The organism is Bradyrhizobium sp. DOA1, from assembly GCF_001593325.1.
In the GTDB taxonomy this organism is placed as follows: Bacteria; Pseudomonadota; Alphaproteobacteria; order Rhizobiales; family Xanthobacteraceae; genus Bradyrhizobium.
Genome location: NZ_JXJM01000001.1, coordinates 172,572 through 197,465 on the forward strand (window position 1 = coordinate 172,572; position 24,894 = coordinate 197,465).

The window sequence follows — 24,894 nt, forward strand, 5'->3', positions numbered from 1 at the left end:
GGGCTTTCTTGTTGGAAATGGCTGTTTTTGGCTGCTTTTGACCCGACAGCAGCAAAATGCGCCCGCTGGGGGCGACTTTCGGGGGCCTATTAGCCCCAAAAAAGGGGCGGTGAGAAGACCCCCAGGGGCTTGTCAAAATGTCAAGGAGCGGTGCGAGCGGGCGCGCGGAATGTGCGCTGGGAAGGCAATGGGCTCGGCCTCTCCTCGACGTCGTCCTGGCGAAAGCCTGGACCCATTACCCCAGGGAGGAGTTTGGCCACGGCTTGTCGCCCGGTACTGCGACTGAACCCAAGGAATGGATCACGCGGTATGGGTCCTGGCTTTCGCCAGGACGACACCGTTCATGTGGCCCGGGGCGTGCCCCAAGCGGAGCGCACGCCTCAAATATTCGCAGCGAGGTCCACGACTTCGTCGAACAGCACGCCTGATGTCTTCAGCATCTGCTCGATTTCGTCGGCGGCCTCAGTGACCGTCCGCGTCGACGTGTCGATCACGAGCTCGGCGGCCTGCGGCGCTTCATAGTCGTTACCGATGCCGGTGAACGAGGTGAGCGCGCCGGCGCGAGCCTTCTTATAATGGCCCTTGGGGTCGCGCTCCTCGCAGATCTCCGCCGGCGTCGCGACATGGATCTCACGGAACGCGGTGTCGGCGATGCGGCGCGCGGTGGCGCGGTCCTCGCGGGCCGGTGAGACCGCGGCGACGATGGCGATGTGGCCGTTGCGCGCGAGGTGCGTCGCGACCTCGGCGAGGCGGCGGATGTTCTCGCTGCGATCGGTGGCGGAGAAGCCGAGATCGCTGTTGAGCCCGGCGCGCAGCGTGTCGCCGTCGAGCAGGATCGGCGAGCCGCCATTGCTGAACAGCCGCCGCTCCAGCGCTTTCGCCAACGTCGACTTGCCGGAGGCCGGCAGGCCGGTGAGCCAGACCACGGCACCGTTGTGGCGGTAGCGCGCGGAGCGCTCGTCGGGCCGCAGCGCCGATTCCACCGGCACGATGTCGACCGGGACGGCGCGCTGGCCGGCATCGACCGACAGCACCAGGCCGCCGCCCGCGATTCGTCCGGACACCTCGATCACGAGGCGGCCGGTGCGCGGATTTTCGGTGTAGGGATCGGTGGCCATCGGGCTCGATAGGGAGATGTCGATCTCGCCGACATGGTTGCGGCCGATCGCCTTGTTCTCGCTGCTCGACAATTCGCCGGGATCGACCGCCTTCTCGATGGCCACGACGGTGGCGCGGCTTTCCTTCGGCCCCGACCGCACCAGCAGCTGGTCGCCCTTGGCCAGCGGCTTGTCATGCAGCCAGAAGATCCGCGCGCGCAGCCGCCGCGTCTCGCGCGGCGCGGTGCCTGCATGCGCGATGATGTCGCCGCGCTCGATGAAGAGCTCACGGTCCAGCGTGATGCCGACCGAACGGCCCGCGCCTTGCCGTCCGGCGACGGGCGTCACCGGCCAGCTTTCGACCGTCTTTATCTTGGCGATCTTGCCGGCCGGCATGATCACGATCTCGTCGCCGGCAACCAGGCTGCCGGATTCGATGCGGCCGGCCACGATGCGGCGATCGTCGAATTTGTAGATCGCCTGCACCGGCAGCCGCAGCGCCAGCGCTTCCAGAGGCCGCGCCGGCTCGAGGGCGTCGAGCGCCTCGACCACCGTCGGCCCCTTGTACCACGAGATCCGGTCGGTGCGCGCGGCAACGCCGTCGCCGTCCCGCGCGGAGATCGGGATCACCGCCGTCGGCGTCACGCCGAGGCCGTTCAGATGCGCCGAAATCTCGTCGCTGATCGCTTTGAAGCGCTCGGCGCTGAAATCGACACGGTCCATCTTGTTGACGACGACAGCGACCTGCTTCACCCCGAGCAGATGCAGGAGATAGCCGTGCCGGCGGGTCTGGTCGCGCACGCCTTCGAGCGCGTCGATGATCAGCACCGCGCCATCGGCCTGCGAGGCGCCGGTGATCATGTTGCGCAGGAATTCGGCATGGCCCGGCGCGTCGATCAGCACGATGTCGCGCGAATTGGTGCGGAAGCGGATTTGCGTGGTGTCGATGGTGATACCTTGGTCGCGCTCGGTCTGGAGCGCGTCGAGCAGGAACGACCATTCGAACGGCATGCCGCGCCGCGCGCTGACGGCTTTCAGCATCTCGAGCTTGCCCTCCGGCAGGCTGCCGGTCTCGTGCAGCAGGCGGCCGACCAGCGTCGACTTGCCGTGGTCGACATGGCCGACGATGACGATGCGCACCTGGGGACGCGTGGTGCCGTTCGGGGTAGCGGGCGAGGCAGGCGTGACGATCATGTTCATGGGGCGCTCGCGTCAGAGATAACCGGCGACGCGCAGACGCTCGAAAGCGTCTTCGGTCTCGTGGTCGAGCGCGCGTCCGGCGCGCTCCGGCACCTTGGTCTGTTCGAGCTCAATCAGGATCTCGTCGATGCTCGCAGCGTTCGAGGCGACCGGATTGGTGATGTCCTGGTCACCCAGCGAGCGATAGCGCTTGCCGTTCTGCGACAGATAAAGCGGAATGATCGGGATGTTCTCGCGCTTGGTGTAGGCCCAGATGTCGGCCTCGGTCCAATGCAGGATCGGATGGATGCGCAGATGCGCGCCTTGCGGCGGCGAGGCGTTGAAGTGGTCCCAGAACTCCGGCGGCTGGTCGCGCACGTCCCAATTCCCTTCTAGTCCGCGCGGCGAGAACACGCGCTCCTTGGCGCGCGTCGCCTCCTCGTCGCGGCGGATGCCGGCGATCAGACCGTCGAAGCCATATTTGGCGAGCGCCATCTTGAGGCCCTCGGTCTTGCGCGCGGCGGAACGTGCGGCCGGCGGCAGCGTCGGGTCGACGGCATCGATCGGCGGGCAGGGCTCGACGCGCAGATCGAGATCCCACTCTTTGCCGTAATGATCGCGGAAGCGATACATTTCCGGAAACTTCTTGCCGGTGTCGACATGAAGGGCGGGGAACGGCATCTTGCCGAAGAAGGCCTTCCGCGCCAGCCAGATCATGACGTTGGAGTCCTTGCCGAGCGACCACAGCAGGGCGATCTTCTTCAGCCGGGCAAAGGCCTCGCGAAAAATGTAGATGCTCTGCGCCTCGAGCTGGTCGAGATGGTCCATGCTGGGGGCAAGCTCGGCGGAAAATTCTTGCGCGCGCCCGCGCTCGGCCAGCGCCGGATTGCCCAGTCGATCAGCAGCGGAATCGTCCTTGAGAAGATGCATCTCTGCCACTTTGCGTTTGGAGGCGAAAATTCTATAGTTGCAGTGCGGAAGAGAAGAAAAAATTTTCTCTTTGCGCGCTCGAAACGAGACATATATAGAAAATAATTCCAGTCAACCCCGATTGTGGGGAAGCGAGTATCGCATGCGGTTCTTGCCGGTGTTTCTCGATCTCAAGGCCGGTCCGGTGGTCCTCATCGGCGCGGGCGAGCTGTTGCGCGCCAAGCTGCGCGTGCTCGCCGCCGCCGGCGCACGCATCCGCGTGCATGCGATCGACGGCGATCAGGATCTGAATCTTGGCTCCGAGGACGCCGCGCGCATCGAGATCGCCACCAGTGATCCGCTCACTGCCGATCTAACGGGCGTGATCGCCATTGTCTGCGCGGGCGCCGGTGATGTCGGGGTGGCCATGTCGGTGCGCGCCAAGGCAGCCGGCCTGCCCGTCAACGTCATGGACGACCTCGAACATTCCAGCTTCATCTTCCCGGCCATCGTCGATCGCGGCGATGTCGTGGTCGCCGTCGGCACCGGCGGCACCTCGCCGGTGGTGGCGCGGCGCGTGCGCGAGAAGATCGAGGCGCTGCTGCCGGCCCGCATCGGCGAGCTCGCCGAGTTCATCGGCGGCTTCCGCAAATCCATCAACGAGCGTATTGCCGAGTTTCCGCTGCGCCGCCGCTTCTGGGAGCGCGTCATCGACGGTCCGATCGGAGCGTCCGTGCTCGCCGGCCGCAAAAGCGAGGCGGACGCTGCGCTCAAGGCGATTGCCGATCCCACCGCGTTCGCGCGCGCCGACAAGCCGGAAGGCTCGGTCGCGCTGGTCGGCGCCGGTCCCGGCGATCCCGATCTCCTCACCATCAAGGCGCTGCGGGCGTTGCAGGATGCCGACATCGTCTTCCATGACGAGTTGGTCTCGCCCGAGATTCTCGACCGCATCCGCCGCGACACCACGCGCGTTGCGGTCGGCCGCCGCGTCGGCAAGCCCGGCATCGGTCAGGACGCCATCAACAAACGCATGATCGAGGCCGCGCAAGCCGGCCAGCGCGTGGTGCGGCTGAAGGGCGGCGATCCCTTCGTGTTCGGCCGTGGCGGCGAGGAAGTGGAAGCGCTGCGCGCAGCGGGCGTCGCCTATTCGATCATCCCCGGCATCACCGCAGGGCTCGGCGGCGCCGCCGATTTCGAGGTGCCGCTCACCTATCGTCACGAAGCGACCCGCATCACCTTCCTCACCGCGCACAAGGCGCGCGACGCGGAAGTCGTGGACTGGTCGACGCTGACCGACACCAGGATGACCGTCGTGGTCTACATGGGCATGACCGCCGCGCCTGCCATCCGCGCTGGCCTCTTCGCCGCCGGCCGCTCGCCGGAGACGCCGGTCGGCGTGTTCGCCCGCGTCACGCGTCCCGATGCGCAAGGCGCGATCGGCACGCTGCGCGATCTGCCCGAACTGGTGCTGCGGGTCCAGGGCGGTCCCGCCATTCTCATCATCGGCGAGGTGGTCCGGCATGCCGGCTCGCTCAGCCGCGAAAGTCCCACGAAGAACTCAGCTCAAATCATCTCTGACCTCCTGGATGCAGCCGAATGACCTCCCCGCTTGAACAGAAGAAAATCAAGATCGCCGGCCCCTCGGTCGTGACCGCCAACCGCACCTGGGACGGCATCGTGGTTTACCGCACCGCCGCCAAGGGCTGGTCCGCTGACCTGTCGGAAGCCGCGATCGTGCGCAACTCCGACGAGGCCAAGGCGTTGCTTGCGGAGTCCGTCGCCGATGACGTCGGCGCGATCGGTCCCTACATCGCGCCGGTGCAGATCGGTGCCGACGGCAAGATCGTTCCCGGCAATCTGCGCGAACAGATCCGCCGCACCGGCGTCACCATCGGACAGCCGGCCCAGGTTTAAGGCACTCTCTTATGTATGCTTACGACGAAATCGACCGCACGCTCGTCAACGAGCGCGTCTCGGAGTTCCGCGACCAGGTGAAGCGCCGCCTCTCCGGCGAGCTCACCGAGGACGAGTTCAAGATCCTGCGGCTCCAGAACGGCGTCTATCTGCAGCTGCACGCCTACATGTTCCGCGTCGCGATCCCCTACGGCACGCTGGCGACGAACCAGCTGCGGGCGCTCGCCCATGTCGCGCGCAAATATGATCGCGGCTACGGCCATTTCACGACCCGGCAGAACATCCAGTTCAACTGGATCAAGCTCGCCGAGCTGCCGGACGCGCTCGAAGACCTCGCCGAGGTCGGCATCCACGCGATGCAGACCTCCGGCAACAACATGCGCAACGTCACCTCGGACCAGTGGGCCGGCGTCGCGCCCGGCGAGATCGAGGATCCGCGCATCTGGTCGGAGCTGATCCGCCAGCACACCACGCTGCATCCGGAATTCTCGTTCCTGCCGCGCAAGTTCAAGATCGCGATCACCGCGTCGGATCATGACCGCGCGGCGATCAAGATCCATGACATCGGCTTGAGGTTGATCAAGAACGAGAAGGGCGAGACGGGCTTCGAGGTCCTGGTCGGCGGCGGTCTCGGCCGCACGCCATTCATCGCCAAGACCATCAAGCACTTCGTGCACGGCCGCGATATCCTCAGCTACATCGAGGCGATCCTGCGCGTCTACAACCAGTACGGCCGCCGCGACAACATCTACAAGGCGCGCATCAAGATCCTGGTGCACGAGCTCGGCATCGAGAAGTTCTCCCGCGAGGTCGAGGAGGAGTGGCAGCATATCCGCAACTCCTCGCTCCAGATCGACGACGAGGTGATCGAGGACATCCGCTCGCGCTTCACCTATCCGGCCTACGAGAAGCTGCCGCACATGCCGGATGAGTTGCGGCAGGCCGCGGTCGATCCTGATTTCGAGGCGTGGCGCAAGAACTCGGTGGCCCCGCACAAGGTGCAGGGCTATTCCATCGTCACGATCTCGCTGAAGCCGACCGGCGGCCCCCCGGGCGACGCCACCGCCGAGCAGATGGACGCGCTGGCCGACCTTGCCGACAAATATTCCTTCGGCGAGGTCCGCGTCGGCCACGAGCAGAACCTGGCACTGCCGCACGTCGCCAAGCGAGATTTGCCCGCGCTGTGGAAGGCGCTCGACAAGCTCGGGCTCGCGACGCCCAACGTCAACCTGATCACCGACATCATCGCCTGCCCGGGTCTCGACTATTGCTCGCTGGCGAATGCGCGCTCGATTCCGATCGCGCAGGAATTGACGCGGCGCTTTGCCAATCACGAGCTCGCCAATTTGATCGGCCGGCTCCACATCAATATCTCGGGCTGCATCAATGCCTGCGGTCATCACCATGTCGGCCACATCGGCATTCTCGGTGTCGAGAAGAACGGCGAGGAGGTCTATCAGATCACCATCGGCGGTCGTGCCGACGAGAACGCTGCGCTCGGGACCCTGATCGGCCCCGGCGTCAAGTTCGACGAAGTCGCCGATGTCATCGAAGACGTCGTGGAGGCCTATCTGGCGCTGCGCGAGCGGCCGGAGGAGCTGTTCATGGACACGGTGAAGCGCCTCGGCGTCGAACCCTTCAAGGAGCGCGTCTATGCCACTCGTTAACGGCGGAAAGATCACGGGCGACGGCTTCGCCAAGCTCGCCGTCGATACGCCGCTGCCCGAGAGCGGCGACATCCTCGTGCCGGCCGAACGCTTCCTCAGTGAAGCGGAAAGCTTGCTCGAGCGTGCCGGCAAGGTCGGCGTGATCTGGCCGAACAATCGCGACATCGCCGAGCTGGTGCCGTATCTCGGCAAGCTCGCGACGGTCGCGCTGGTGTTCCCGACCTTCCGCGACGGCCGGGCCTACAGCCAGGCCCGCTTGCTGCGCGAGCGCTACAATTACCGAGGCGAACTGCGCGCCACCGGCCAGATTCTGCGCGACCAGTTCGTGTTCATGCTGCGCGCCGGCTTCGATGCCTTCGAGGTCAAGAAGCAGGCGGATGCGGAAGCCTTCATGCAGACCGCCAAGCGCTATTCGGTGTTCTACCAGCCGACCGGCGACGGCCGGATCACGGCGCTGCACCGGCGGATGCAGCTGCGCCACTCCGAAGGTGTCGGCACGTGAACGCGATCACCGCTCAGGTTTCGTCCGTCTCTGCGCTGCCGCCGGCGGACGAGCTCGATCGCGCCTTGCGCGATGCCTCGCCCGCGGAGGTCATCGCCGCGGCGCTGAAGACCGTCGGGCGCGACAAGCTCGCACTGGTGTCGTCCTTCGGCACGGAATCCGCCGCGCTGCTCAAGGTCATGGCGGAGGTCGATCCCGCAATCCCCGTGATCTTTCTCGACACCGGCTGGTTGTTCGAGGAGACGCTGGCCTATCGCGATACGCTGATCGCCACGCTGGGCCTCGAGGACGTGCGGTCGATCAAGCCCGCGGAAGAGACGCTGTCGCGCGAGGATCCCGACCGCGAGCTCTGGTTCTCCGATCCCGACGCCTGCTGCCGCATCCGCAAGGTGGAACCGCTCGCGCGCGCCCTCAAGCCATTCTCGGCCTGGATCAATGGCCGCAAGCGTTTTCAGGGCAATGCGCGCGCAGACATCCCGGTCGTCGAGGACGACGGCGCGCGGTTGAAGTTCAATCCCTTCGCCAACGTCTCGCGTGAGGAGATCGCGGCGATCTTTGCCCGCGCCAAATTGCCACGGCATCCTCTGGTTGTGTCGGGATATCTGTCGGTCGGGTGTATGCCCTGCACGAGCAGAACGACCGAGGACGAAGATTCTCGCGCCGGTCGGTGGCGAGGTCGGGCCAAGACAGAATGCGGCATTCACACGATGAAGATTTCGTAGCACGCTTGCGCTGCCACGCTGCGAACAAGAAAATCCGGTTCCGTTGACTCAAGAGCGTTTCGCCCCGAGTTATGCCCGCGTGCCATCGACGACGCCGACGTCGTCGAGGTGAATGGAGATGGACATGATGCGCCGTATCGTCCCGCTCGCGGCAACCCTGTTGTGGGCAAGCTCGGCTCTCGCCGCGGATATCAACCTGTTGAACGTGTCGTACGATCCGACGCGTGAGCTCTATGCCGAATTCAACAAGGCGTTCGCGACCGCCTATCAGAAGGAGACCGGCAAGAGCGTCGAGATCAAGCAGTCGCATGGCGGCAGCGGTTCGCAGGCGCGCGCCGTGATCGATGGCTTGCAGGCCGACGTGGTGACGCTCGCGCTTGCCTATGACATCGACGCGATCGCGAACAAGGGCCTCACCACGGCCGACTGGCAGAAGCGGCTGCCGCAGAATTCGTCACCCTACACCTCGACCATCGTCTTCCTGGTGCGCAAGGGCAATCCCAAGGGCATCAAGGATTGGGACGACCTGATCAAGCCGGGCGTTGCTATTATCACGCCGAACCCGAAGACCTCGGGCGGCGCCCGCTGGAATTATCTGGCGGCCTGGGGCTTTGCGCAGAAGAAATACGGGTCGGCCGACAAGGCCAAGGAGTTCGTTGGGAAGCTCTTCCAGCAGGTGCCGGTGCTGGATACCGGCGCGCGCGGCGCCACCGTGACCTTCGTCGAGCGCGGCGTCGGTGACGTGCTGCTCGCCTGGGAGAACGAGGCGTTCCTGGCCCTGAAGGAGTTCGGTGCGAACAAATTCGAGATCGTGGCACCGCCGCAATCGATTCTGGCGGAGCCGCCGGTTACCATCGTCGACAAGGTCGCCGACAAGAAAGGCACCCGGAGCGCGGCTGACGCTTACCTGCAATATTGGTATACCAAGGAAGCTCAAGAGATCGCCGCGCGCAACTTCTACCGTCCTCGCGACGCCGAAATTGCGAAGAAGTACGAGAATGCGTTCGCCAAGGTCGAGCTGTTCACGATCGACGATGTCTTCGGCGGCTGGACCAAGGCGCAGAAGGAACATTTCGCCGACGGCGGCGTCTTTGATCAGATCTACAAGAACTGATCGAGCGCTGTCTTAGGAGGCTTTTAGCAGGGGGCCCGGTGAGCGCACTCGCAGCAAGACGCCGGACATTGCCGGGCTTCGGTCTCACCATGGGACTGACGCTGACCTGGCTGTCCGTTATCATCCTGATTCCGCTCGCCGGCCTGTTCCTGAGATCGCTCGAACTTAGTCCCGAGCAGTTCTGGAACATCCTCTCCAGCCGCCGCACGCTGAACGCGCTCCGCGTCTCCTTCGGCCTCGCGTTCGCAGCGGCCTGCGTCAACCTGGTGATGGGCAGCATCATCGTCTGGGCGCTGGTGCGCTACCGCTTTCCGGGCCGGCGCATCTTCGATGCTATCGTCGATGTGCCGTTCGCGCTGCCGACGGCGGTTGCCGGCGTGGCGCTGACCGCACTGTTCGCCGAGAAGGGCTGGCTGGGCGCACCGCTCGCGGCGCTCGGCCTCAAGGTCGCGTTCACCCCGGTCGGCATCTTCGTCGCCATGATCTTCATCGGCATTCCCTTCGTGGTCCGCACGGTGCAACCGGTGCTCCAGGATCTCGACCCCGAGATCGAGGAGGCCGCGGGCAGCTTGGGGGCGAGCCGCTGGCAAACCATCATCCGCGTGATCCTGCCCTCGCTGGCGCCGGCGCTGCTCACCGGGCTTGCGCTCGCCTTCGCCCGCGCGGTCGGCGAATACGGCTCGGTGATCTTCATCGCGGGCAATCTGCCCAACGTCTCCGAGATTGCGCCGCTGTTGATCGTGATCCGCCTGTCCGAATTCCGCTACGCCGATGCGACCGCCATCGCGGTGGTCATGCTCGTCGTCTCCTTCGTCATCATCTTCGCCGTCAACCGGCTCCAGCGCTGGGCGCAGAGCCGGGTCCCAGCGCGTTGAGGGCGGCCATGACGATGCAGATCGCAGACTCCGTTTCGCTCTCACCGCCCGACGAGAAGGCGCGTGCGCACGCGGCGGCGGCGCGTGACAGTCTTCGCACCGAGCCGAGGGCGGTGCGCATCGTCATCATCACGTTGGCGGTGCTGTTCCTCTCCGTCTTCGTCGTGCTGCCGTTGGTGGTCGTGTTTGCCCAGGCGTTCTCGAAAGGCATCCTGGCCTATCTCGCCGCGCTGGCCGAGCCGGAGGCGCTGGCTGCGATCAAGCTGACCCTGCTGGTCGCCGCGATCTCGGTCGGCCTCAATCTCGTGTTCGGCCTCGTCGCCGCCTGGGCGATTGCGAAGTTCGAATTTCCGGGCAAGACCTTCCTGATCACGCTGATCGACCTGCCGTTCTCGGTCTCGCCGGTGATCTCGGGCCTCGTCTTCGTGCTGCTGTTCGGCGCGCAAGGCTATTTCGGCAGCTGGCTGCGCGATCACGACATCCAGATCCTGTTCGCCGTGCCCGGCATCGCGCTCGCCACCACCTTCGTGACCTTCCCCTTCGTGGCGCGCGCCTTGATCCCCCTGATGCAGGAGCAGGGCACGCAGGAGGAGGAGGCCGCCATCTCGCTCGGCGCCTCAGGCCTGCAAACCTTCTTTCGCGTCACGCTGCCGAACATCAAATGGGGCGTGCTCTACGGCGTCCTGCTCTGCAATGCCCGCGCGATGGGCGAGTTCGGCGCCGTCTCCGTCGTCTCCGGCCACATCCGCGGCGAGACCAACACCATGCCGCTGCTGGTCGAGATCCTCTACAACGAGTACCAGTTCGTCGCCGCCTTCGCGATCGCCTCGCTGCTGGCGATGCTGGCGCTGATCACGCTGATCGCAAAGACCGTTCTCGAACGTCACCTCGACGAAGGACACGAAGCCCGTGACCATTGAAGTCAAGAATCTCGTCAAGAAGTTCGGCAGCTTCGCGGCCCTCGACGGCGTCGACCTCAAGGTCCATGACGGCGAGCTGCTGGCGCTGCTCGGCCCGTCCGGCTCCGGCAAGACCACGCTGCTCCGGATCATCGCCGGCCTCGACTGGCCCGATTCCGGCGAGGTCATCTTCAACGGCGAGGACGCGCTGGCGCAGGGGGCGCGCGAGCGGCATGTCGGCTTCGTGTTCCAGCACTACGCGCTGTTCCGCCACATGACGGTGTTCGAGAACGTCGCCTTCGGCCTGCGCGTGCAGCCGCGCGCAATTCGCAAGGACGAAGCGACGATCCGCGCGCGGGTCAAGGAGCTGCTCGATCTCGTGCAGCTCGACTGGCTCGCCGACCGCTATCCCAGCCAGCTCTCCGGCGGCCAGCGCCAGCGCATCGCGCTCGCCCGCGCGCTCGCGATCGAGCCGCGCATCCTCTTGCTCGACGAGCCCTTCGGCGCACTCGATGCCAAGGTGCGCAAGGAGCTGCGAAAGTGGTTGCGCTCGTTGCATCATGAGATCAACGTCACCTCAATCTTCGTTACCCACGACCAGGAGGAGGCATTGGAAGTCGCCAACCGCGTCGTGGTGATGGACAAGGGCCGCATCGAGCAGATCGGCTCGCCCGACGACGTCTATGAAAGCCCGGCGACCGCCTTCGTCCACGGCTTCATCGGCGAGTCCATCGAGCTTCCGGTTCAGATATCCGATGGCGTGATCAGGCTCGGCGACCGGCAGCTTCCGCTTGCCGCGGATGGGCTTGCGCCCGGCGCGTCAAAGCTGTTCGTGCGGCGACACGACATGGTGGTCGGCCCGCCCGGCACCGGCGCCTTCGAGGGCGCGGTCCAGCACGTCCGCAATTTCGGTCCCGTGCAGCGCGCCGAGGTTGCGCTGTCAGGCGGCGAGACCATCGAGATCGACGCCCCCCGCGACCGGGAACTGCGCGCCGGCGACACGGTCGGGCTCGAACCGCGCCGTTACCGGATCTTCGCGGGGTAGAAGTCTCCGTCACTCCGGGATGGTCTCAAGGACCAGACCCGGAAATTCGAGATTGTGGCGCGAGATTCCGGGTTCGCGCCAAGCGCTGCCCCGGAATGACAGCTCAGATTTTCCTCAAAATTCACCTTTCAGCCACGGTTGGTATGCAACAACGGCCCTTCATTTGGGGGCTCGATTCATGCGCGCTGCGGCCGCGATCTCACTTACTTTGCTTCTGGCCGGCTGTGCGGGCAATGAAGCGCCGGTCCAGCAGCCGTCGATGTATACCGACATGGCGGTCCCGGGCGCCAGGCTCGATGCGCAGGCAGCGGCCGTGATGATCTCGCAGTACCGCCAGAACAACGCCCTCGGCACCGTCGTGATCGATTCGGACCTGATGCGGCTCGCCGAATCCCAGTCTCAGGCCATGGCGGCTGCCAACAAGATGGACCATGACGTCCGCGCGCCGCTCGCCAAGCGGCTCGCCTCCGGCGGCTATCCCGCAACCGTGGCGGTCGAGAATGTCTCGGCCGGCTATCATACGCTGGCGGAAGCATTTTCCGGCTGGCGCGACTCGCCGCCCCACCGCGCCAACATGCTCAAGAGCGGTGTCACAAAATTGGGCATCGCAGCCGCCTATGCTCCCGGCACCAAATACAAGGTGTTCTGGACCATGATCCTGGCCTCGACGGAGCGATAAGCCAGACTTGATCCCGGGATGCATTGACGCCGTGGCGGAGTGTCGCCACGGTGGCTCGCCTTTTGCTGTTCCCCCGTTTTGATATCGTTCTCCCATGACAGATCATCGCCCGGACTCCGCCAGCATCCCCGCGAACGCGCAACGTGTCCTGGTGCTCCAGGGCGGTGGCGCGCTGGGCTCGTACCAGGCCGGCGCCGTCCAGGCGCTGTGCGGCTTCGGCTTCGAGCCGGAATGGGTCGCCGGCATCTCGATCGGCGCCATCAACGCGGCCATCATCGCCGGCAATGAGGGCCGCACCCGCATCGACCGGCTCAAGGAATTCTGGGAGATGGTGTCGGCGCCGGTGCCGTGGAAGCCGATCGGCAAGAGCGATCACAGCCGCGAGCTGTTCAACTCGACCAGCGCGGCGCTGATCGCGACCTTCGGCGTGCCCGGCTTCTTCGTGCCGCGCGTGCCGCCGGCGCCGCTGTGGCCGCCGGGCCATCCCGAAGCGGAGAGCTATTACGACACCGCGCCCTTGAGGAAGACGCTGGAGCGCCTGGTCGATTTCGACCGCATCAACGATGTGAAGACGCGCCTGTCGGTCGGCGCGGTCGGCGTCACCTCCGGCAACTTCAGATATTTCGACAATTACGAGTTCAAGAAGCTCGGCAAGAAGATAGGCCCCGAGCACATCATGGCCTCCGGCGCGCTGCCGCCGGGCTTTCCCTCCGTCGTGATCGACGGCGAGCATTATTGGGACGGCGGCATCGCCTCCAACACGCCGCTCGACTACGTGCTCGATACCGAGCTCGAGCGCGACATGCTGATCTTCCAGGTCGACCTGTTTTCCGCCCGCGGCGACCTGCCGACCTCGCTGCTCGAAGCCGCCGAGCGCGAGAAGGACATCCGCTATTCCAGCCGCACGCGGATGAACACCGACAAGAACAAGCAGATCCACAACGCCCGCCGTGCCGTGCGCGACCTGATCTCCAAATTGCCTGATTACCTCAAGAACGATCCGTCCGTCGAATTCCTGTCCAAGGCGTCGCGCGAAAGCACGGTGACGGTGGTTCACCTGATCTATCGCAGCAAGAACTACGAATCCTCGTCCAAGGATTACGATTTCTCGCACGTTGCCATGGTCGAGCATTGGGAAGCGGGCGTGCGCGACGTGCATCTGTCGATGCGCCACAAGGACTGGCTCGAGCAGCCGCAGTCCGGCGAAACCATGGTGGCCTACGATCTCACGGGGGACGTCACCGCGCCCCCGCCAAACAGGAGCGAATAGAATGGGTAGTCTGTCAGGCAAGAACGCCGTCGTGACCGGATCGACCAGCGGCATCGGGCTGGCTTACGCACGTGCCTTCGCCGCCGCTGGCGCCAATGTCGTCATCAACGGCTTCGGCTCGCCCGAGGACATCGAGAAGGAACGTGCCAAGATCGAGGCCGACTTCAAGGTCAAGGCGATCTACTCGTCAGCCGACATGACCAAGCCCGCCGAGATCGCCGGCATGATCGCGCTCGGCGAGAAGACGTTCGGCTCCGTCGACATCCTCGTCAACAATGCCGGCATCCAGTTCGTCTCGCCGATCGAGGAGTTTCCGCTCGAGAAGTGGGACCAGATCATCGCGATCAACCTGTCCTCGGCCTTCCATGCCATCCGCGCGGCCGTGCCCGGCATGAAGAAGAAAGGCTGGGGCCGCATCATCAACACGGCGTCGGCGCACTCGCTGGTGGCTTCGCCCTTCAAGTCGGCTTACGTCTCGGCCAAGCACGGCATTGCCGGCCTCACCAAGACCGTGGCGCTGGAAGTCGCGACCCACAAGATCACCTGCAACTGCATCAGCCCCGGTTACGTCTGGACGCCGCTGGTCGAGAAGCAGATCCCCGATACGATGAAGGCGCGCAATCTGACGCGCGAGCAGGTGATCAACGATGTGCTGCTCGATGCGCAGCCGACCAAGGAGTTCGTCACCTCCGAGCAGGTCGCAGCATTGGCGCTTTTCCTGTGCAGCGACGATGCCGCGCAGATCACCGGCTCCAATCTCTCGATCGACGGCGGCTGGACGGCGGAGTAGGGCGCGCCAACCTCATAACTTTCGGTCATGCCCCGCGAAGGCGGGGCATCCAGTACACCGAGGCCTCTCGGTCAATCATAACCGCGTCGGAGTACTGGATCGCCCGGTCAAGCCGGGCGATGACAGTGAGAGTGGGGCGGCCTTCTTGATCGTCGCCTATTTCCCGAACGCCAGCACGTGCAGGCCGAGGCGCTGCCGCACGATCCAGAACAGCAGCACCGTCTCGAAGGTGAGCGAGATCGAGGTGGCGGCGGCGGCGCCGTGGCCGCCGTAGCGCGGGACCAGCACGATGCAGAGCACGAGGTTCATCACGAAGGCCAGCGCATAGGCCAGCGCGCAGATCTTCTGCTGTCCTAGCATGTTGAGCAGCCGCTCGACCGGGCCGATCGCAGAGCGCACCACGAGGCCGATCGCGGCGACGAACATGATGTCGTAGCCGACGGTGAATTGTGGCCCGAACAGCCAGAGCAGCGGCTTGCCGAGCGCCAGCAGCACGACGGTCGCCGCCAGCGACGGCCAGAACGTCCAGCCGATGGCGTGCGCCACATAGGCCGACAGCCGCGCCTTTTCGCCGCTCGCATTGTATTCGGCGAAGCGATGCGCCGTCGTTGCCGACATCGCGTAGTGGATGAAGGAGACCAACGCCAGCGTCTTCACCACGGCGAAATAGACGCCGACCTCCTCGGAGGGGCGGAATTGCTGGAGCACCAGCACGTCGGTGTAGGACAGCAGCAGGTAGAAGCTCTCGACCAGCAGGATCGGCAGCGAGACGGCGAGCCAGCCGCTTATGTCGTAGGTCTTGGGACCTGGCTCGATGTGCTCGGCGAGCTTGCGGTTCAAGACCACCATCTGACCGGCCATCGCGATCCAGACCGCCCCGGCGCTCGCGACCATCGCGGCGACTGCGCCGAGATGATAGCCGAGCAGGAAGGCAGAGCCCGTGATTCCGATGATCAGCGCCTGACGGATGATGAATTGCGGCATCAGGCCGAGCTGCATCCAGTCGTGCGAGCGCGCGATGCCGTCCTGGGTGTTGGCGACGACGAACGCCGGCAGCGTCATGCAGCCGATATAGAGCGGCAGCGCCTCGGCCGGGTCGATCCAGGGCGCGAGCAGCTTGACGATGCCGGCGAGGGCGAGCGAGATCGCCGTCGAAACGGCAAGGGTCAGCCAGCGGCTGCCGGAGAGAAAGCCGCGCAGCAGCGCCTGCTCGCCACTGGCGCGGTACTCCGGAATGATCTTTTGCGCGGAAGCGGAGATGCCGAAATCCATCATGCTGCCGAGCAGCAGCACCCAGGTCCAGACATAGACGTAGATGCCGTAGTCTGACGTGCCCATCCAGCGCGCGAGCAGCACCTGCGAGACATAGGCAAGGCCGGCGCTGATGACGCGGATGATGAAGATGGTGCCGGCCAGCCGCCGCGTCAGCGACGCCTCGCTAGAGCCGCCCGTCAGCCTGGCGCGCAGCCGCGCGATCAGCCCGGCCGGTCCGGTCGTTGCGGGTTGTGCATCCATCACGGCCAATTCGAGGTCCCCGGCATCCCGCATGCTGCGGCAGCCTCCGGCCTAGCAACCATTCGTTAACATTCGGTTGGATTGGCACGGTGTCGCGCCTCCCGAATCAGCGCGCGCTTGAAGCGCGCTCGTTCGGGACGACAGCGAGATATTTGGTGCGAGCAGGGCAACTCGGTCGTCGCTGTTCCGGCCTTACCGGAACGACAGCGCAGCCTCACTCCAGATTCGTATTGAACTCGTACGACTTCTCCGGTCCGACCAGCGTGAACTTCAGCGCGGCGCCGTCGGGCTTGGCTCCAGGAGGCAATCCGTCGAGCTCGAAGGAAAATCGCTTCACGTCCGTCGAGCCGTGCTGAACCGGAGCCGGAATCGGCAGCGCCCACTCTGGTGTCGGCCCTTCCACGAACAGATTGACGCTGCGGTTGTCCGGCGTCACCACGTCGACCACCACATTCTTGGGCCCGTCGCGCTTGACGTCGCGGATGGTCAGCGGATTGGGATCACCGATATTGGCCGGCTTGGGCACGGTGTCCAGCGCCGCACGCAGATTCGCGTCCTCGGTCGAGGCGACGCTGTTGAAGCCGAGCTCGGCGCTGGCCTCGACGGGAATGCAGAGCTTCTCGCACACCGCGTAATTGATCTCGGCGCGCAAGGTCACCGGCTTGTCGGCGGCCTTGGCGACGATGCGCAAGGGCAGCACGACCTGGTCGCGATAGCCGATCGAATGCCCGCCTGCGCCGTCGTCGAATTTCAGTGGTGCCGGCCACATGACCGTCACCGCCTCGACGTTGTCCGACTTCGAGAAGTCGAACCGCGGCGGCACGCCGGAATCGCCGGGCGTACGCCAGTAGGTCTTCCAGCCCGGCTGGAGCTGGAAGGCGATACCGCCGAGCAGGACGGCGCCGCTGCGCGACCCCGCCACCAGCCGCACTGCGGAATGTCCGTCGCGCTGCCACGACGACGCATCGTCGGCACGGGCTCCGATCGCGAGAGACGACGCAAGCAGGGTTGTCGCGACGCCAATCGCCGCACGCAGGGGAACTATGCTGGACATGGCACGTCTTTACAGGGTCGCCTCGGGGCAAACCATTGAATTGCTTGTGATGGATGCATTGGAATCAAGTCCTGCAAGCCTTGATTTGACAGCGACCGGGCCCGACATCAGGATAGGAATTGAAACCGGAGTGCTTCACCATGGCTCCTACAGGTAAAAGGACGGGCGCCAGCACCCGCAGCGCGAGCCCCGCGCTCCCCAGTTCGGCCGGTTACCTCGACGGCCGCCTCCTGATTGCGATGCCCGTGATGGGTGATCCCCGCTTCGAGCGCTCCGTGATCTATCTCTGCGCCCATTCTGCCGAAGGCGCGATGGGGATCATCGTCAACCATCCCGCGGGCTCGATCGACTTTCCCGAACTGCTGATGCAGCTCGGCATCGTCAAGAAAGGCGAGCACATCAAGCTGCCGGAAAACGCCGAAAGCATGAAGGTGCTGCGCGGCGGCCCGGTCGACACCGGGCGCGGTTTCGTGCTGCATTCCAGCGACTTCTACATCGAGAACGCGACGCTTCGGATCGACGACGGGGTCTGCCTCACCGCGACCGTCGACATCCTGCGAGCGATCGCCAACGGCTCCGGCCCCAAGCACGCCATCCTCGCGCTCGGCTACGCCGGCTGGGCGCCGGGCCAGCTCGAGACCGAGATCCAGGGCAATGGCTGGCTGCATTGCGACGCGGATGCTGACCTGATCTTCGGCGACGACGTCGACGACAAATACACCCGCGCTCTTCAGAAGATCGGCATCGACCCGGGCATGCTGTCGAACGAGGCGGGACACGCGTAAGGGGTGTGGCATCGTTTCGATGTCGTACGTCCCCTCCGCTGTCATGCCCCGGCTTGACCGGGGCATCCAGTACGCCGCGGCCTTTCGGCTCAATCATCGCCGTCTCTGGAATACTGGATCGCCCGGCCAAGCCGGGCGATGACGCCGGTTGCTGAGGAGCGCTGTGCCTTGCCTACTCCGCTGCCTGCTGCTGCACCGTCGGCTCCGTTCCCGCGACCGTCGCGCGGCGCATGTCGCGAGGCTGCGACTGGTCGTAGCGGCGGACGCGGTGCATGGTTTGACGGTTATCCCACATCACGAGGTCATGCAGCTTCCATTTGTGGACGTAGACGAACTCTGCTTGCGTCGCGTGCTCGTTGAGATCGCGCAGCAGCAACCGGCCCTCCGGCACGCTCATGCCCACGATCTTGCCGGCATGCGACGAGAGATACAGCGACTTGCGGCGATGGACGGGATGGGTGCGCACCAGCCGCTGCAGCACCGGCTTGAACATCTCCTTCTCCTCGTCGGTGTACTCGGTGAAGCCGAGCGATCCGCGCGAATACATCAGCGAGTGCTCGCAGACGAGGTCCTCGATCTCCGCCTTGATCTCGTCGTCCAGCGCGTCATAGGCGGCGCGCATGTCGGCGAATTCGGTGTTGCCGCCCTTCGGGTTCACGACGCGCGCCGACAGCAGCGAGAATTTCGCCGGGATGGGGCGGAACGAACTGTCGGAATGCCACAGGCAGTTGCCGAGATTGAACAGATTGGCGCGGCTGTCCTTCGGCAGCGGCTTGCCGTCCTTGCCGAGGTTGGAGACATCGTTCAGGCCCGAGGTGAGGCGGTATTCATCGGCCTTGGTGATGTTGCCGCCGCGTGCTTCCTCGCGCTGGCCGAAATTCAGCGCAAAGGCCATCTGCTGCTCGTCGGTGATGTCCTGGTCGTGGATCACCAGCACGGCGTATTTGTCCATGGCGGCCTCGACCTCGCGCGCCTCATCCGCCGTGAGCGGCTTGCGCAGATCGAGGCCGGACACCTCGCCGACGAAATGTTTCTGAAGCTGCCGGATGGCGATCGTCATGGCGTTCTCCCGCATGTGCGAGCGGTTTCTCCGCTCTGTCGGGAAAAAGGCTACTCTGGCGCTCCTGGTTGTCAACGCTCGCCGTGCATAGCAGCCCGTAGCCCGGGTGAGCGCAGTGATACCCGGGAAAAACACAAGCAAAGTCCCGGATGTCGCTTCGCTCATCCGGGCTACGCGCCTTTGTAAACCCCTACGCGTTGCGCGCCATCAGCCCGCCGTCGACCGGGATCACCGCGCCGGTGAGGAAGGAAGCCGCCGGCAGGCAGAGACTGAGCGTCATATGCGCGACCTCCTCGGGGTCGCCGTAGCGGCCGAGCGCGGTGCGGCGCTTGGCGTAGATGGTCTTGTGCTCTTCCGAGATGCGATCGGTGATGGCGGTGCGGATCGGCCCCGGACAGATGCAGTTGACGGTGATGCCCTCGCGGCCGAGCTCCACCGCGAGCGAACGGGTGAGGCTGGCAACCCCGCCCTTCGCCGCCGAATAGGGGCTGTGCAAGGCGGTGGCGCCGAGCGCCTCGGTCGAGGCGATGTTGACGATGCGTGGGCTCTTCGACTTCCGCAAATGCTGCAGCGCGGCGCGGATGATGCGGGGATGCGCCGTCAGCATCACGGCGAGGCCCTTGGCCCATGCGTCCTCATAGGCCTCGTCGTCGATCGCGACACGCACGGAGATGCCGGCATTGTTGACGACGATGTCGAGCCCGCCGAAACGCCCGGCGATATCGCCGACCACGCGCTTGATCTCGCCGGCATCGGCGACGTCGAGCTTCCAGGCCTGCGCCGATCCGCCGCTCGCCGTAATCTCCCTGGCGACCGCGTTCGCGCCGTGCTCGTCGAAATCCGTGACCGCGACGTTCGCGCCTTCAGTGGCGAACACGCGCGCGGTGGCGCGTCCCATGCCGCTGGCCGCGCCGGTGACGAGGACGGTCAGGCCCTTCACGGACCGGCTGAGCTCTCTGAATTCGGACATGCTGTTTTCCTCGCGCCCTGCTCGTTCTTGTTATGATTGACAAGGCTGTCATCGATCCGCAGACAGGTCAAACAAGCAGAAAAACAAGGGAGGCCGCGATGGCAAACGAGCTCGATTTCTCAGGCAAGCAGGTGCTGGTGGTCGGCGGTTCCAGCGGCATCGGCAACGGCATCGCGCAGGCCTTTCGCGCCAGAGGTGCGGATGTCGCGGTGTGCGGCACGCGTGCTCACGCAACGGAATATTCAGCCCATGAAGGCTCCGATCTCACCGGTCTTGCCTACGCGCAGCTCGACGTCAGCAATCCCAGTGCGATCGAGGCGTACAAGCCGTCGTTCGATCGGCTCGACATCCTGGTGCTGGCACAGGGTGCGGTGCTCTATCGCCGCGGCGAATTCGAGATGGCGGGTTTCCGCAAGGTCGTCGAGGTCAATCTGATGAGCCTGATGGCCTGTGCGACGCGGTTTCATTCCATGTTGCGGGACGCGAAGGGCTCGCTGATCATGGTGTCCTCGACCGCCGCCTATCACTCCACCATGGGCAATCCCGCGTACAACGCCTCGAAGACCGGCGCGGTCGGATTGACGCGCACGCTGGGCGAGGCCTGGGCCGAGGACGGCATCCGCGTCAACGGCATCGCGCCCGGCCTCGTCGACACCAAGATGACGAAGGTGACGACAGACAATCCCAAGCGGCTCGAAGGCGCGCTGGCGCGCATCCCGCTGCGGCGATTGGGCACGCCGGCCGACATGGCGGGCGCGGCGCTGTTCCTGGCGTCGCCGCTGTCGTCCTACATCGTCGGCCAGACGCTGGTCGTCGATGGCGGTCTCATTCTATAGGCGACGACAAGGAACCGCGCTGCGTCTGATCGGTTACTTCGGCTGACCACCGAGGAGGATCATCATGGACACGGATCGGATTGTTGGATCGGCCAAGGAATACGCCGGCCGCGCGGAAGGCGCGATCGGAGACATGGCGGGTGATGCGAAGACGCAGGCGTCGGGTAAGGCGCGGGAGGCCGCGGGTACGGTGCAGAATCTCTACGGCCAGGCCAAGGACGCCGTACGCGATGCCACGGACACCGCCGCCGGCTACGCCAAGGACGCCTATGAGAACAGCGGCGAGACCTTCCGCGACGGCACACAGGCGCTGTCGAAGAAGGTGCAGGACAATCCGCTCGGCTCACTGCTGGTCGCCGGCGGCATCGGCTTTGCGCTCGCGCTCCTGATGTCGCGTCCTGCCCGCCGTCCGCCGCCGCGCTGGCGCTATTAAGCCGAGCGACAAACACGCATTCTCCTGCCCCGGACGCGCGTCAGCGCCAAGGCGCTGCCGTGCAGATCCGGGGCCCATTTTTTCTTCGTGAATGCTGCTCGTGGATGCCGCTCGAACCGGGTCCCGGCTCGGCGTCACAACGCTTCGCGCTGCGTCGCGTCCGGGACACCAGACCTCAGCTTGGAAACTACCGGATGACTTCCGCCGATCGCCCGACATTGCCGGGCGGCCGCGGAATCGCGGGGTTCGGAGTCGGGTTGCGCGGCCCTGGCGCCGGCGCGAACTGACGCGGCGGCGGTGGCTGCGGCGATCCGAAGCCGAAGAAATCCCGGAAGGTCGGCTGCGCCTGGGCGGGCTGCTGTTGCGGAGGCGGCGGCCTTCTCGGTGCGAGCTTTGGCGGCGCGATCGCGGCGGCCGCGCCCGGCGAGCCCGGTGCGGCGCTGCCGTCAGGCGTCGTGGCCGCAACAGGCGTGTCGCCCTTGGCCTGCTCGCGGCCGACTTCGCGGCGCGGCCAGGCATAATCGTCGGCACGCCCCGCGGGGGCTGACAGCGGCTCGCCCTTCACCATCGTCTTCGCCGCGAGCGCATCGACGGCGGCGGGACGCGAGCCCGGTCCGCCCAGCAACTGATCGGCCGAGATCGAGGCCGCAACCAGCGGCACGATCGGACCGGCCAGAGGTCGCGGCGCCGGCTTGCCGGGCTCGGCGCTGGTGTCCGGCGTCGCCGGCTCGCTTGGCAGCGCGATGGGGCCGGAGCGTCCCGCGAGCAGGCGCGTGATCTCGCGCTCGACATAATGAGCGAGTTTGCGCGCGCCGGGTTTGGTGAAGAAGACGCCGTCGGAGCTGCGCAGCTGGCGGATCTGGCCTTCGAAGTCCGGGCCCTTCTGAAGGAATCGGCCGGCTTCGTCGACGAAGCCGTCCCAGACGTCGACATAGGTGATGCCGGCCTTGGCCGCGCCTTCGCGATACAGCGAATCCAGGAACAGCATGTCCGCCGTGCCCTTCTGCCCGCGAATGGCGGGAAGGCCGACCCAGAGCACCGGAACGCCCTTGGCCTTGAGCAAATTGGCCAGCTCTTCGATCTTCTTGCCGTAGAGCTCGATCCAGCGCTCGTCGCGGAATTCATAGAGGCCGTTCGGATTGCGCGCGGTCTTCTCCGGCGCGGCCGCAGGTGTGTCGGCGTTGTCGGCATCGTCTTGCGGCAGATCGGCATCGGCAGGCTTGTCGTCCGGCTTGGCGGCGCTATCGGGGCCGGGCTTCGTCTCACCGGGCTTGGCCGGCGGCTTGGCGCGCGCGCCCTTGTCGTTCTTCTTGTCCTTGTCCTTATCCGCGGCCTTGTCCGACTTGTCGGTCACAGGCTCGCGAAGCGCGGCGCGGTCGTTGAGGCCGAGCATGATGACGATGACATCGGGCTTCTCGGTCTCGAGGATGCCCTTCGCCGCTGCCGCCCAATCCGAGGGCTCACCCCTGGGCTGGTACTTGATCAGGCCGGACGTCGTCTTGTGCTTGCGGATCACGCCCATGTCGGGCTGCTCGCTGTAGGCGTCTTCCAGGCCATAGGCGAGCCAGTCGGCCATGGCATCGCCGATCACCAGCACGTTCTTCTCAGGAATGGTGTCGCGCTTGGCCGGCGCCGGCGCGCGCGAAAAATCCTGGCGCGGCGCCTGCGGCGCTTGCTGCTGGAAGGGCGCGAAGAAGTCGCCGCCGAACCAGCCGCCGCCGCCTCCACCGCCGCCCCGTTGGGGCGGGGGGGCTGAACGCTGCGGCGGTCCGCCGAAGCCGGGGAAATTGAAGAACTGCGCCGAGGCGGGGGCCGCCACCGACACCAGGATCGCAAGCGCCGTCCCCAGCGCGATCAGCGGGCCGGTCTCGGTCAGCGCCTTGAATAGGGACTTCTTCGACATGCGATCTCGGGCACGCGCAATGAGGACTAAAGTTAGCTCGATATAATAACGGAATCCGGCGCGAAACGGGCAAATTCCATTGCAGATTTCTCTGTCCATACACCGGGGAACAGCGGCCGCCGTCAAGGCCGCCTGGCAAAATCCCCGTTCAGGGCTACTTTCGGCGCGATTTTACCGCCCGCGGAGCCGATCCAGCACGTCGGAGGAGGCAAAGCCGTCCGCGGGCACGCCGATCGAGGCCTGGAAATGGCGCAGGGCTTCCCGTGTCTGGCCGCCGAACTGGCCGTCCGGGGTGCCTTTGTAGAAGCCGCGCTGGGCCAGCAGCTGCTGCAGTTCCAATCGCTCGGTGCGCGACAGCTCCCGCTCCTGCCGCGGCCAGGGCTGCACGAAGGGGTGCCCTCCGCGCAGCCGGTCGGCGAAATGGCCGATCGCGAGCGCATAGGCCTCAGCCGGGTTGTACTTCATGATCACGCGATAGTTCTGGAGCATCAGGAAGCCCGGTCCCTGCGCGCCGGCCGGCGCGAGCAGATAGGCTTTCTCCGCCGGATGCGGGAAGGCCTGGCCCGTCGCCCGCTTCAGCCCAAGCTTCTCCCATTGCGCGATCGTCATCGCCTTGGCCCGGTCGGCCAGCATGTAGTTGAAGCCTTGCGGCACCACGACCTCAAAGCCCCAGGTCTGGCCGGCCTGCCAGCCGTCCTTCTTCAGATTGTTGGCGGTCGACGCGATCAGGTCGGTCGGATTGTCGACGACGTCGCGCCGGCCGTCGCCGTCGCCGTCGACGGCAAAGCGCTTGAATGCGGTCGGCATGAACTGGGTCGGGCCGAAGGCGCCGGCCCAGGAGCCGCGCAGCTGCTCCGGTCGCAGATCCCCGCGGTTGAGGATCTCCAGCGCGGAGAGGAACTCGTCCTTGAAATAAGCCTGGCGGCGGCCGATGCAGGCGAGCGTCGCGGTCGATTGCAGCACGCTGCGATCGCCCATCTGCGTCGAGTAGTTGGACTCGATGCCCCAGATCGAAGCGATGATGTAGCGGTCGACGCCGCTGGCCTTTTCGGTGGCGTCGAACTGCGCCTTGTATTTGGCGAGGATCTCGCGGCCCGTGGCGAGGCGGTTGTCGTTCACGAGAATGTCGAGATAGGCCCAGATCGATTTGGTGAACTCCGGCTGCGAGTCCATCAGATCCATGATGCGCAGGTCAGGTGAGAGCCCGGCCGTGAAGCGCTGGAAATTCTCCTGGGTGATGTTGCGCCGTGCGGCATCGGGCCACATCGCCGCGACGCAATTGTTGAAATTTCCCGCGGCTTCGCGGATCGCTGCGGCCGTCATCAGCGGATGGCCGGAAGCGCCATCCTCGCCGCTCCAAGGGGGAGCTCCCGTTGGCGCGCCCGGCGCAGGTTGCGCGGGCGCCGGGTTCTGGCCGGAGAAGATGCCGCCGAACAGATTGGACAGGCCGTTCTGCGCCTGGGCGTGCGCGCCGACAGGCAGCAGCAGAGCCGCTGCGATCATCGTCGCACCGGCCACTGACCCGGCCTGTCTTGCCAATCGTGCCGCTGATTGCATCATGTCCCATCCGCCGGCCTGAAATTTCAGCCATCAGGAGGCCTGTCAGGCGTTGCCAATAGCTTAACAAAGGTGAAATTTTGGTGACGGCCTTTTTCTTAACTCTGTCGGGGCGAGGC

The 24,894-nt window shown here is 65.4% G+C and carries 23 protein-coding genes; 15 read left to right on the forward strand and 8 right to left on the reverse strand.

What is annotated here, in order from left to right:
* Positions 1–380 precede the first annotated feature (380 nt).
* Both cysC and cysD read right to left on the reverse strand, forming a co-directional pair.
* Complete coding sequence (gene cysC, locus SE91_RS00800; RefSeq protein WP_061846234.1) at positions 381–2,297, reverse strand: adenylyl-sulfate kinase; 1,917 nt, start codon at positions 2,295–2,297, stop codon at positions 381–383.
* A 12-nt stretch (positions 2,298–2,309) separates the two neighbouring features.
* Entirely contained in the window at positions 2,310–3,104 is a 795-nt protein-coding gene (gene cysD / locus SE91_RS00805) for a sulfate adenylyltransferase subunit CysD (protein ID WP_008546797.1), read from the reverse strand.
* Positions 3,105–3,348: 244 nt separating this feature from the next.
* Here cysD and cysG point away from each other — a divergent pair, with 244 nt between their 5' ends.
* The 12 genes from cysG (at position 3,349) to SE91_RS00865 (ending at position 14,662) form a co-directional block, all read left to right on the forward strand.
* Complete coding sequence (gene cysG, locus SE91_RS00810; protein WP_061846235.1) at positions 3,349–4,785, forward strand: siroheme synthase CysG; 1,437 nt, start codon at positions 3,349–3,351, stop codon at positions 4,783–4,785.
* Entirely contained in the window at positions 4,782–5,099 is a 318-nt protein-coding gene (locus tag SE91_RS00815; protein WP_008546782.1) for a DUF2849 domain-containing protein, read from the forward strand. Before cysG ends, SE91_RS00815 begins: the two co-directional genes overlap by 4 nt.
* A gap of 11 nt (positions 5,100–5,110) precedes the next feature.
* Complete coding sequence (locus tag SE91_RS00820; RefSeq protein WP_061846236.1) at positions 5,111–6,766, forward strand: nitrite/sulfite reductase; 1,656 nt, start codon at positions 5,111–5,113, stop codon at positions 6,764–6,766.
* Positions 6,753–7,268, forward strand: a complete 516-nt coding sequence (locus SE91_RS00825) for a DUF934 domain-containing protein (RefSeq protein ID WP_060737160.1) — start codon at positions 6,753–6,755, stop codon at positions 7,266–7,268. The genes SE91_RS00820 and SE91_RS00825 overlap by 14 nt, the downstream gene beginning before the upstream one ends.
* The gene (locus tag SE91_RS00830) at positions 7,265–7,990 is read left to right on the forward strand and encodes a phosphoadenylyl-sulfate reductase (protein WP_061846237.1); all 726 of its coding nucleotides are present in this window, start codon (positions 7,265–7,267) and stop codon (positions 7,988–7,990) included. Before SE91_RS00825 ends, SE91_RS00830 begins: the two co-directional genes overlap by 4 nt.
* A gap of 112 nt (positions 7,991–8,102) precedes the next feature.
* On the forward strand, positions 8,103–9,104 hold the full coding sequence (locus tag SE91_RS00835; protein WP_144441613.1) for a sulfate ABC transporter substrate-binding protein: 1,002 nt from the start codon (positions 8,103–8,105) through the stop codon (positions 9,102–9,104).
* A gap of 38 nt (positions 9,105–9,142) precedes the next feature.
* Positions 9,143–9,979, forward strand: a complete 837-nt coding sequence (cysT, locus tag SE91_RS00840; RefSeq protein ID WP_082813629.1) for a sulfate ABC transporter permease subunit CysT — start codon at positions 9,143–9,145, stop codon at positions 9,977–9,979.
* A gap of 8 nt (positions 9,980–9,987) precedes the next feature.
* Positions 9,988–10,899, forward strand: a complete 912-nt coding sequence (gene cysW, locus SE91_RS00845) for a sulfate ABC transporter permease subunit CysW (RefSeq protein WP_061846238.1) — start codon at positions 9,988–9,990, stop codon at positions 10,897–10,899.
* Positions 10,889–11,923 (forward strand): sulfate/molybdate ABC transporter ATP-binding protein, encoded by a 1,035-nt coding sequence (locus tag SE91_RS00850; RefSeq protein WP_060737157.1) that lies wholly within the window; start codon positions 10,889–10,891, stop codon positions 11,921–11,923. The genes cysW and SE91_RS00850 overlap by 11 nt, the downstream gene beginning before the upstream one ends.
* A gap of 178 nt (positions 11,924–12,101) precedes the next feature.
* Positions 12,102–12,602: a CAP domain-containing protein gene (locus SE91_RS00855; protein ID WP_061846239.1), complete on the forward strand. Its 501-nt coding sequence runs from the start codon at positions 12,102–12,104 to the stop codon at positions 12,600–12,602.
* A 94-nt stretch (positions 12,603–12,696) separates the two neighbouring features.
* Positions 12,697–13,872: a DUF3734 domain-containing protein gene (locus SE91_RS00860; RefSeq protein ID WP_061846240.1), complete on the forward strand. Its 1,176-nt coding sequence runs from the start codon at positions 12,697–12,699 to the stop codon at positions 13,870–13,872.
* 1 nt (position 13,873) lies between these two features.
* Complete coding sequence (locus tag SE91_RS00865) at positions 13,874–14,662, forward strand: 3-hydroxybutyrate dehydrogenase (RefSeq protein WP_061846241.1); 789 nt, start codon at positions 13,874–13,876, stop codon at positions 14,660–14,662.
* Positions 14,663–14,818: 156 nt separating this feature from the next.
* Here the strand turns inward: SE91_RS00865 and SE91_RS00870 are convergent, their stop codons facing one another.
* Both SE91_RS00870 and SE91_RS00875 read right to left on the reverse strand, forming a co-directional pair.
* On the reverse strand, positions 14,819–16,186 hold the full coding sequence (locus SE91_RS00870) for a flippase (RefSeq protein ID WP_061850853.1): 1,368 nt from the start codon (positions 16,184–16,186) through the stop codon (positions 14,819–14,821).
* Positions 16,187–16,391: 205 nt separating this feature from the next.
* Complete coding sequence (locus SE91_RS00875) at positions 16,392–17,231, reverse strand: protein-disulfide reductase DsbD domain-containing protein (protein WP_061846242.1); 840 nt, start codon at positions 17,229–17,231, stop codon at positions 16,392–16,394.
* A 140-nt stretch (positions 17,232–17,371) separates the two neighbouring features.
* On the opposite strand from SE91_RS00875, the gene SE91_RS00880 reads away from it, so the two are divergent.
* Positions 17,372–18,016 carry a YqgE/AlgH family protein gene (locus SE91_RS00880; RefSeq protein WP_060737154.1) on the forward strand — a complete coding sequence of 215 codons (645 nt, stop codon included), beginning with the start codon at positions 17,372–17,374 and terminating at the stop codon, positions 18,014–18,016.
* Between the two features lie 172 nt (positions 18,017–18,188).
* Here SE91_RS00880 and SE91_RS00885 read toward each other — a convergent pair whose 3' ends face one another.
* On the reverse strand, positions 18,189–19,076 hold the full coding sequence (locus SE91_RS00885; RefSeq protein WP_061850854.1) for a TauD/TfdA dioxygenase family protein: 888 nt from the start codon (positions 19,074–19,076) through the stop codon (positions 18,189–18,191).
* Positions 19,077–19,266: 190 nt separating this feature from the next.
* Positions 19,267–20,046 carry an SDR family NAD(P)-dependent oxidoreductase gene (locus SE91_RS00890; protein WP_061846243.1) on the reverse strand — a complete coding sequence of 260 codons (780 nt, stop codon included), beginning with the start codon at positions 20,044–20,046 and terminating at the stop codon, positions 19,267–19,269.
* A gap of 98 nt (positions 20,047–20,144) precedes the next feature.
* Between SE91_RS00890 and SE91_RS00895 the strand changes: the two genes are divergently transcribed.
* Both SE91_RS00895 and SE91_RS00900 read left to right on the forward strand, forming a co-directional pair.
* A complete protein-coding gene (locus tag SE91_RS00895) occupies positions 20,145–20,882 on the forward strand; it encodes an SDR family NAD(P)-dependent oxidoreductase (RefSeq protein WP_008546681.1) in 738 nt (245 codons plus the stop codon).
* 64 nt (positions 20,883–20,946) lie between these two features.
* The gene (locus tag SE91_RS00900) at positions 20,947–21,315 is read left to right on the forward strand and encodes a CsbD family protein (RefSeq protein ID WP_008546679.1); all 369 of its coding nucleotides are present in this window, start codon (positions 20,947–20,949) and stop codon (positions 21,313–21,315) included.
* A gap of 187 nt (positions 21,316–21,502) precedes the next feature.
* Here SE91_RS00900 and SE91_RS00905 read toward each other — a convergent pair whose 3' ends face one another.
* A complete protein-coding gene (locus SE91_RS00905; protein ID WP_061846244.1) occupies positions 21,503–23,218 on the reverse strand; it encodes an SGNH/GDSL hydrolase family protein in 1,716 nt (571 codons plus the stop codon).
* A 171-nt stretch (positions 23,219–23,389) separates the two neighbouring features.
* The gene (locus tag SE91_RS00910) at positions 23,390–24,778 is read right to left on the reverse strand and encodes a lytic murein transglycosylase (RefSeq protein WP_197489402.1); all 1,389 of its coding nucleotides are present in this window, start codon (positions 24,776–24,778) and stop codon (positions 23,390–23,392) included.
* Positions 24,779–24,894 lie beyond the last annotated feature (116 nt).

What these genes read in the sequence shown, in the direction of transcription:
- cysC (WP_061846234.1), bottom strand. Translation starts at nt 2,297, where the DNA reads ATGAACATGATCGTCACGCCTGCCTCGCCCGCTACCCCGAACGGCACC.
- cysD (WP_008546797.1), bottom strand. Translation starts at nt 3,104, where the DNA reads ATGGACCATCTCGACCAGCTCGAGGCGCAGAGCATCTACATTTTTCGC.
- cysG (WP_061846235.1), top strand. Translation starts at nt 3,349, where the DNA reads ATGCGGTTCTTGCCGGTGTTTCTCGATCTCAAGGCCGGTCCGGTGGTC.
- SE91_RS00815 (WP_008546782.1), top strand. Translation starts at nt 4,782, where the DNA reads ATGACCTCCCCGCTTGAACAGAAGAAAATCAAGATCGCCGGCCCCTCG.
- SE91_RS00820 (WP_061846236.1), top strand. Translation starts at nt 5,111, where the DNA reads ATGTATGCTTACGACGAAATCGACCGCACGCTCGTCAACGAGCGCGTC.
- SE91_RS00825 (WP_060737160.1), top strand. Translation starts at nt 6,753, where the DNA reads ATGCCACTCGTTAACGGCGGAAAGATCACGGGCGACGGCTTCGCCAAG.
- SE91_RS00835 (WP_144441613.1), top strand. Translation starts at nt 8,103, where the DNA reads ATGGAGATGGACATGATGCGCCGTATCGTCCCGCTCGCGGCAACCCTG.
- cysW (WP_061846238.1), top strand. Translation starts at nt 9,988, where the DNA reads ATGACGATGCAGATCGCAGACTCCGTTTCGCTCTCACCGCCCGACGAG.
- SE91_RS00855 (WP_061846239.1), top strand. Translation starts at nt 12,102, where the DNA reads ATGCGCGCTGCGGCCGCGATCTCACTTACTTTGCTTCTGGCCGGCTGT.
- SE91_RS00860 (WP_061846240.1), top strand. Translation starts at nt 12,697, where the DNA reads ATGACAGATCATCGCCCGGACTCCGCCAGCATCCCCGCGAACGCGCAA.
- SE91_RS00865 (WP_061846241.1), top strand. Translation starts at nt 13,874, where the DNA reads ATGGGTAGTCTGTCAGGCAAGAACGCCGTCGTGACCGGATCGACCAGC.
- SE91_RS00875 (WP_061846242.1), bottom strand. Translation starts at nt 17,231, where the DNA reads ATGTCCAGCATAGTTCCCCTGCGTGCGGCGATTGGCGTCGCGACAACC.
- SE91_RS00880 (WP_060737154.1), top strand. Translation starts at nt 17,372, where the DNA reads ATGGCTCCTACAGGTAAAAGGACGGGCGCCAGCACCCGCAGCGCGAGC.
- SE91_RS00885 (WP_061850854.1), bottom strand. Translation starts at nt 19,076, where the DNA reads ATGACGATCGCCATCCGGCAGCTTCAGAAACATTTCGTCGGCGAGGTG.
- SE91_RS00890 (WP_061846243.1), bottom strand. Translation starts at nt 20,046, where the DNA reads ATGTCCGAATTCAGAGAGCTCAGCCGGTCCGTGAAGGGCCTGACCGTC.
- SE91_RS00895 (WP_008546681.1), top strand. Translation starts at nt 20,145, where the DNA reads ATGGCAAACGAGCTCGATTTCTCAGGCAAGCAGGTGCTGGTGGTCGGC.
- SE91_RS00900 (WP_008546679.1), top strand. Translation starts at nt 20,947, where the DNA reads ATGGACACGGATCGGATTGTTGGATCGGCCAAGGAATACGCCGGCCGC.
- SE91_RS00905 (WP_061846244.1), bottom strand. Translation starts at nt 23,218, where the DNA reads ATGTCGAAGAAGTCCCTATTCAAGGCGCTGACCGAGACCGGCCCGCTG.
- SE91_RS00910 (WP_197489402.1), bottom strand. Translation starts at nt 24,778, where the DNA reads ATGATGCAATCAGCGGCACGATTGGCAAGACAGGCCGGGTCAGTGGCC.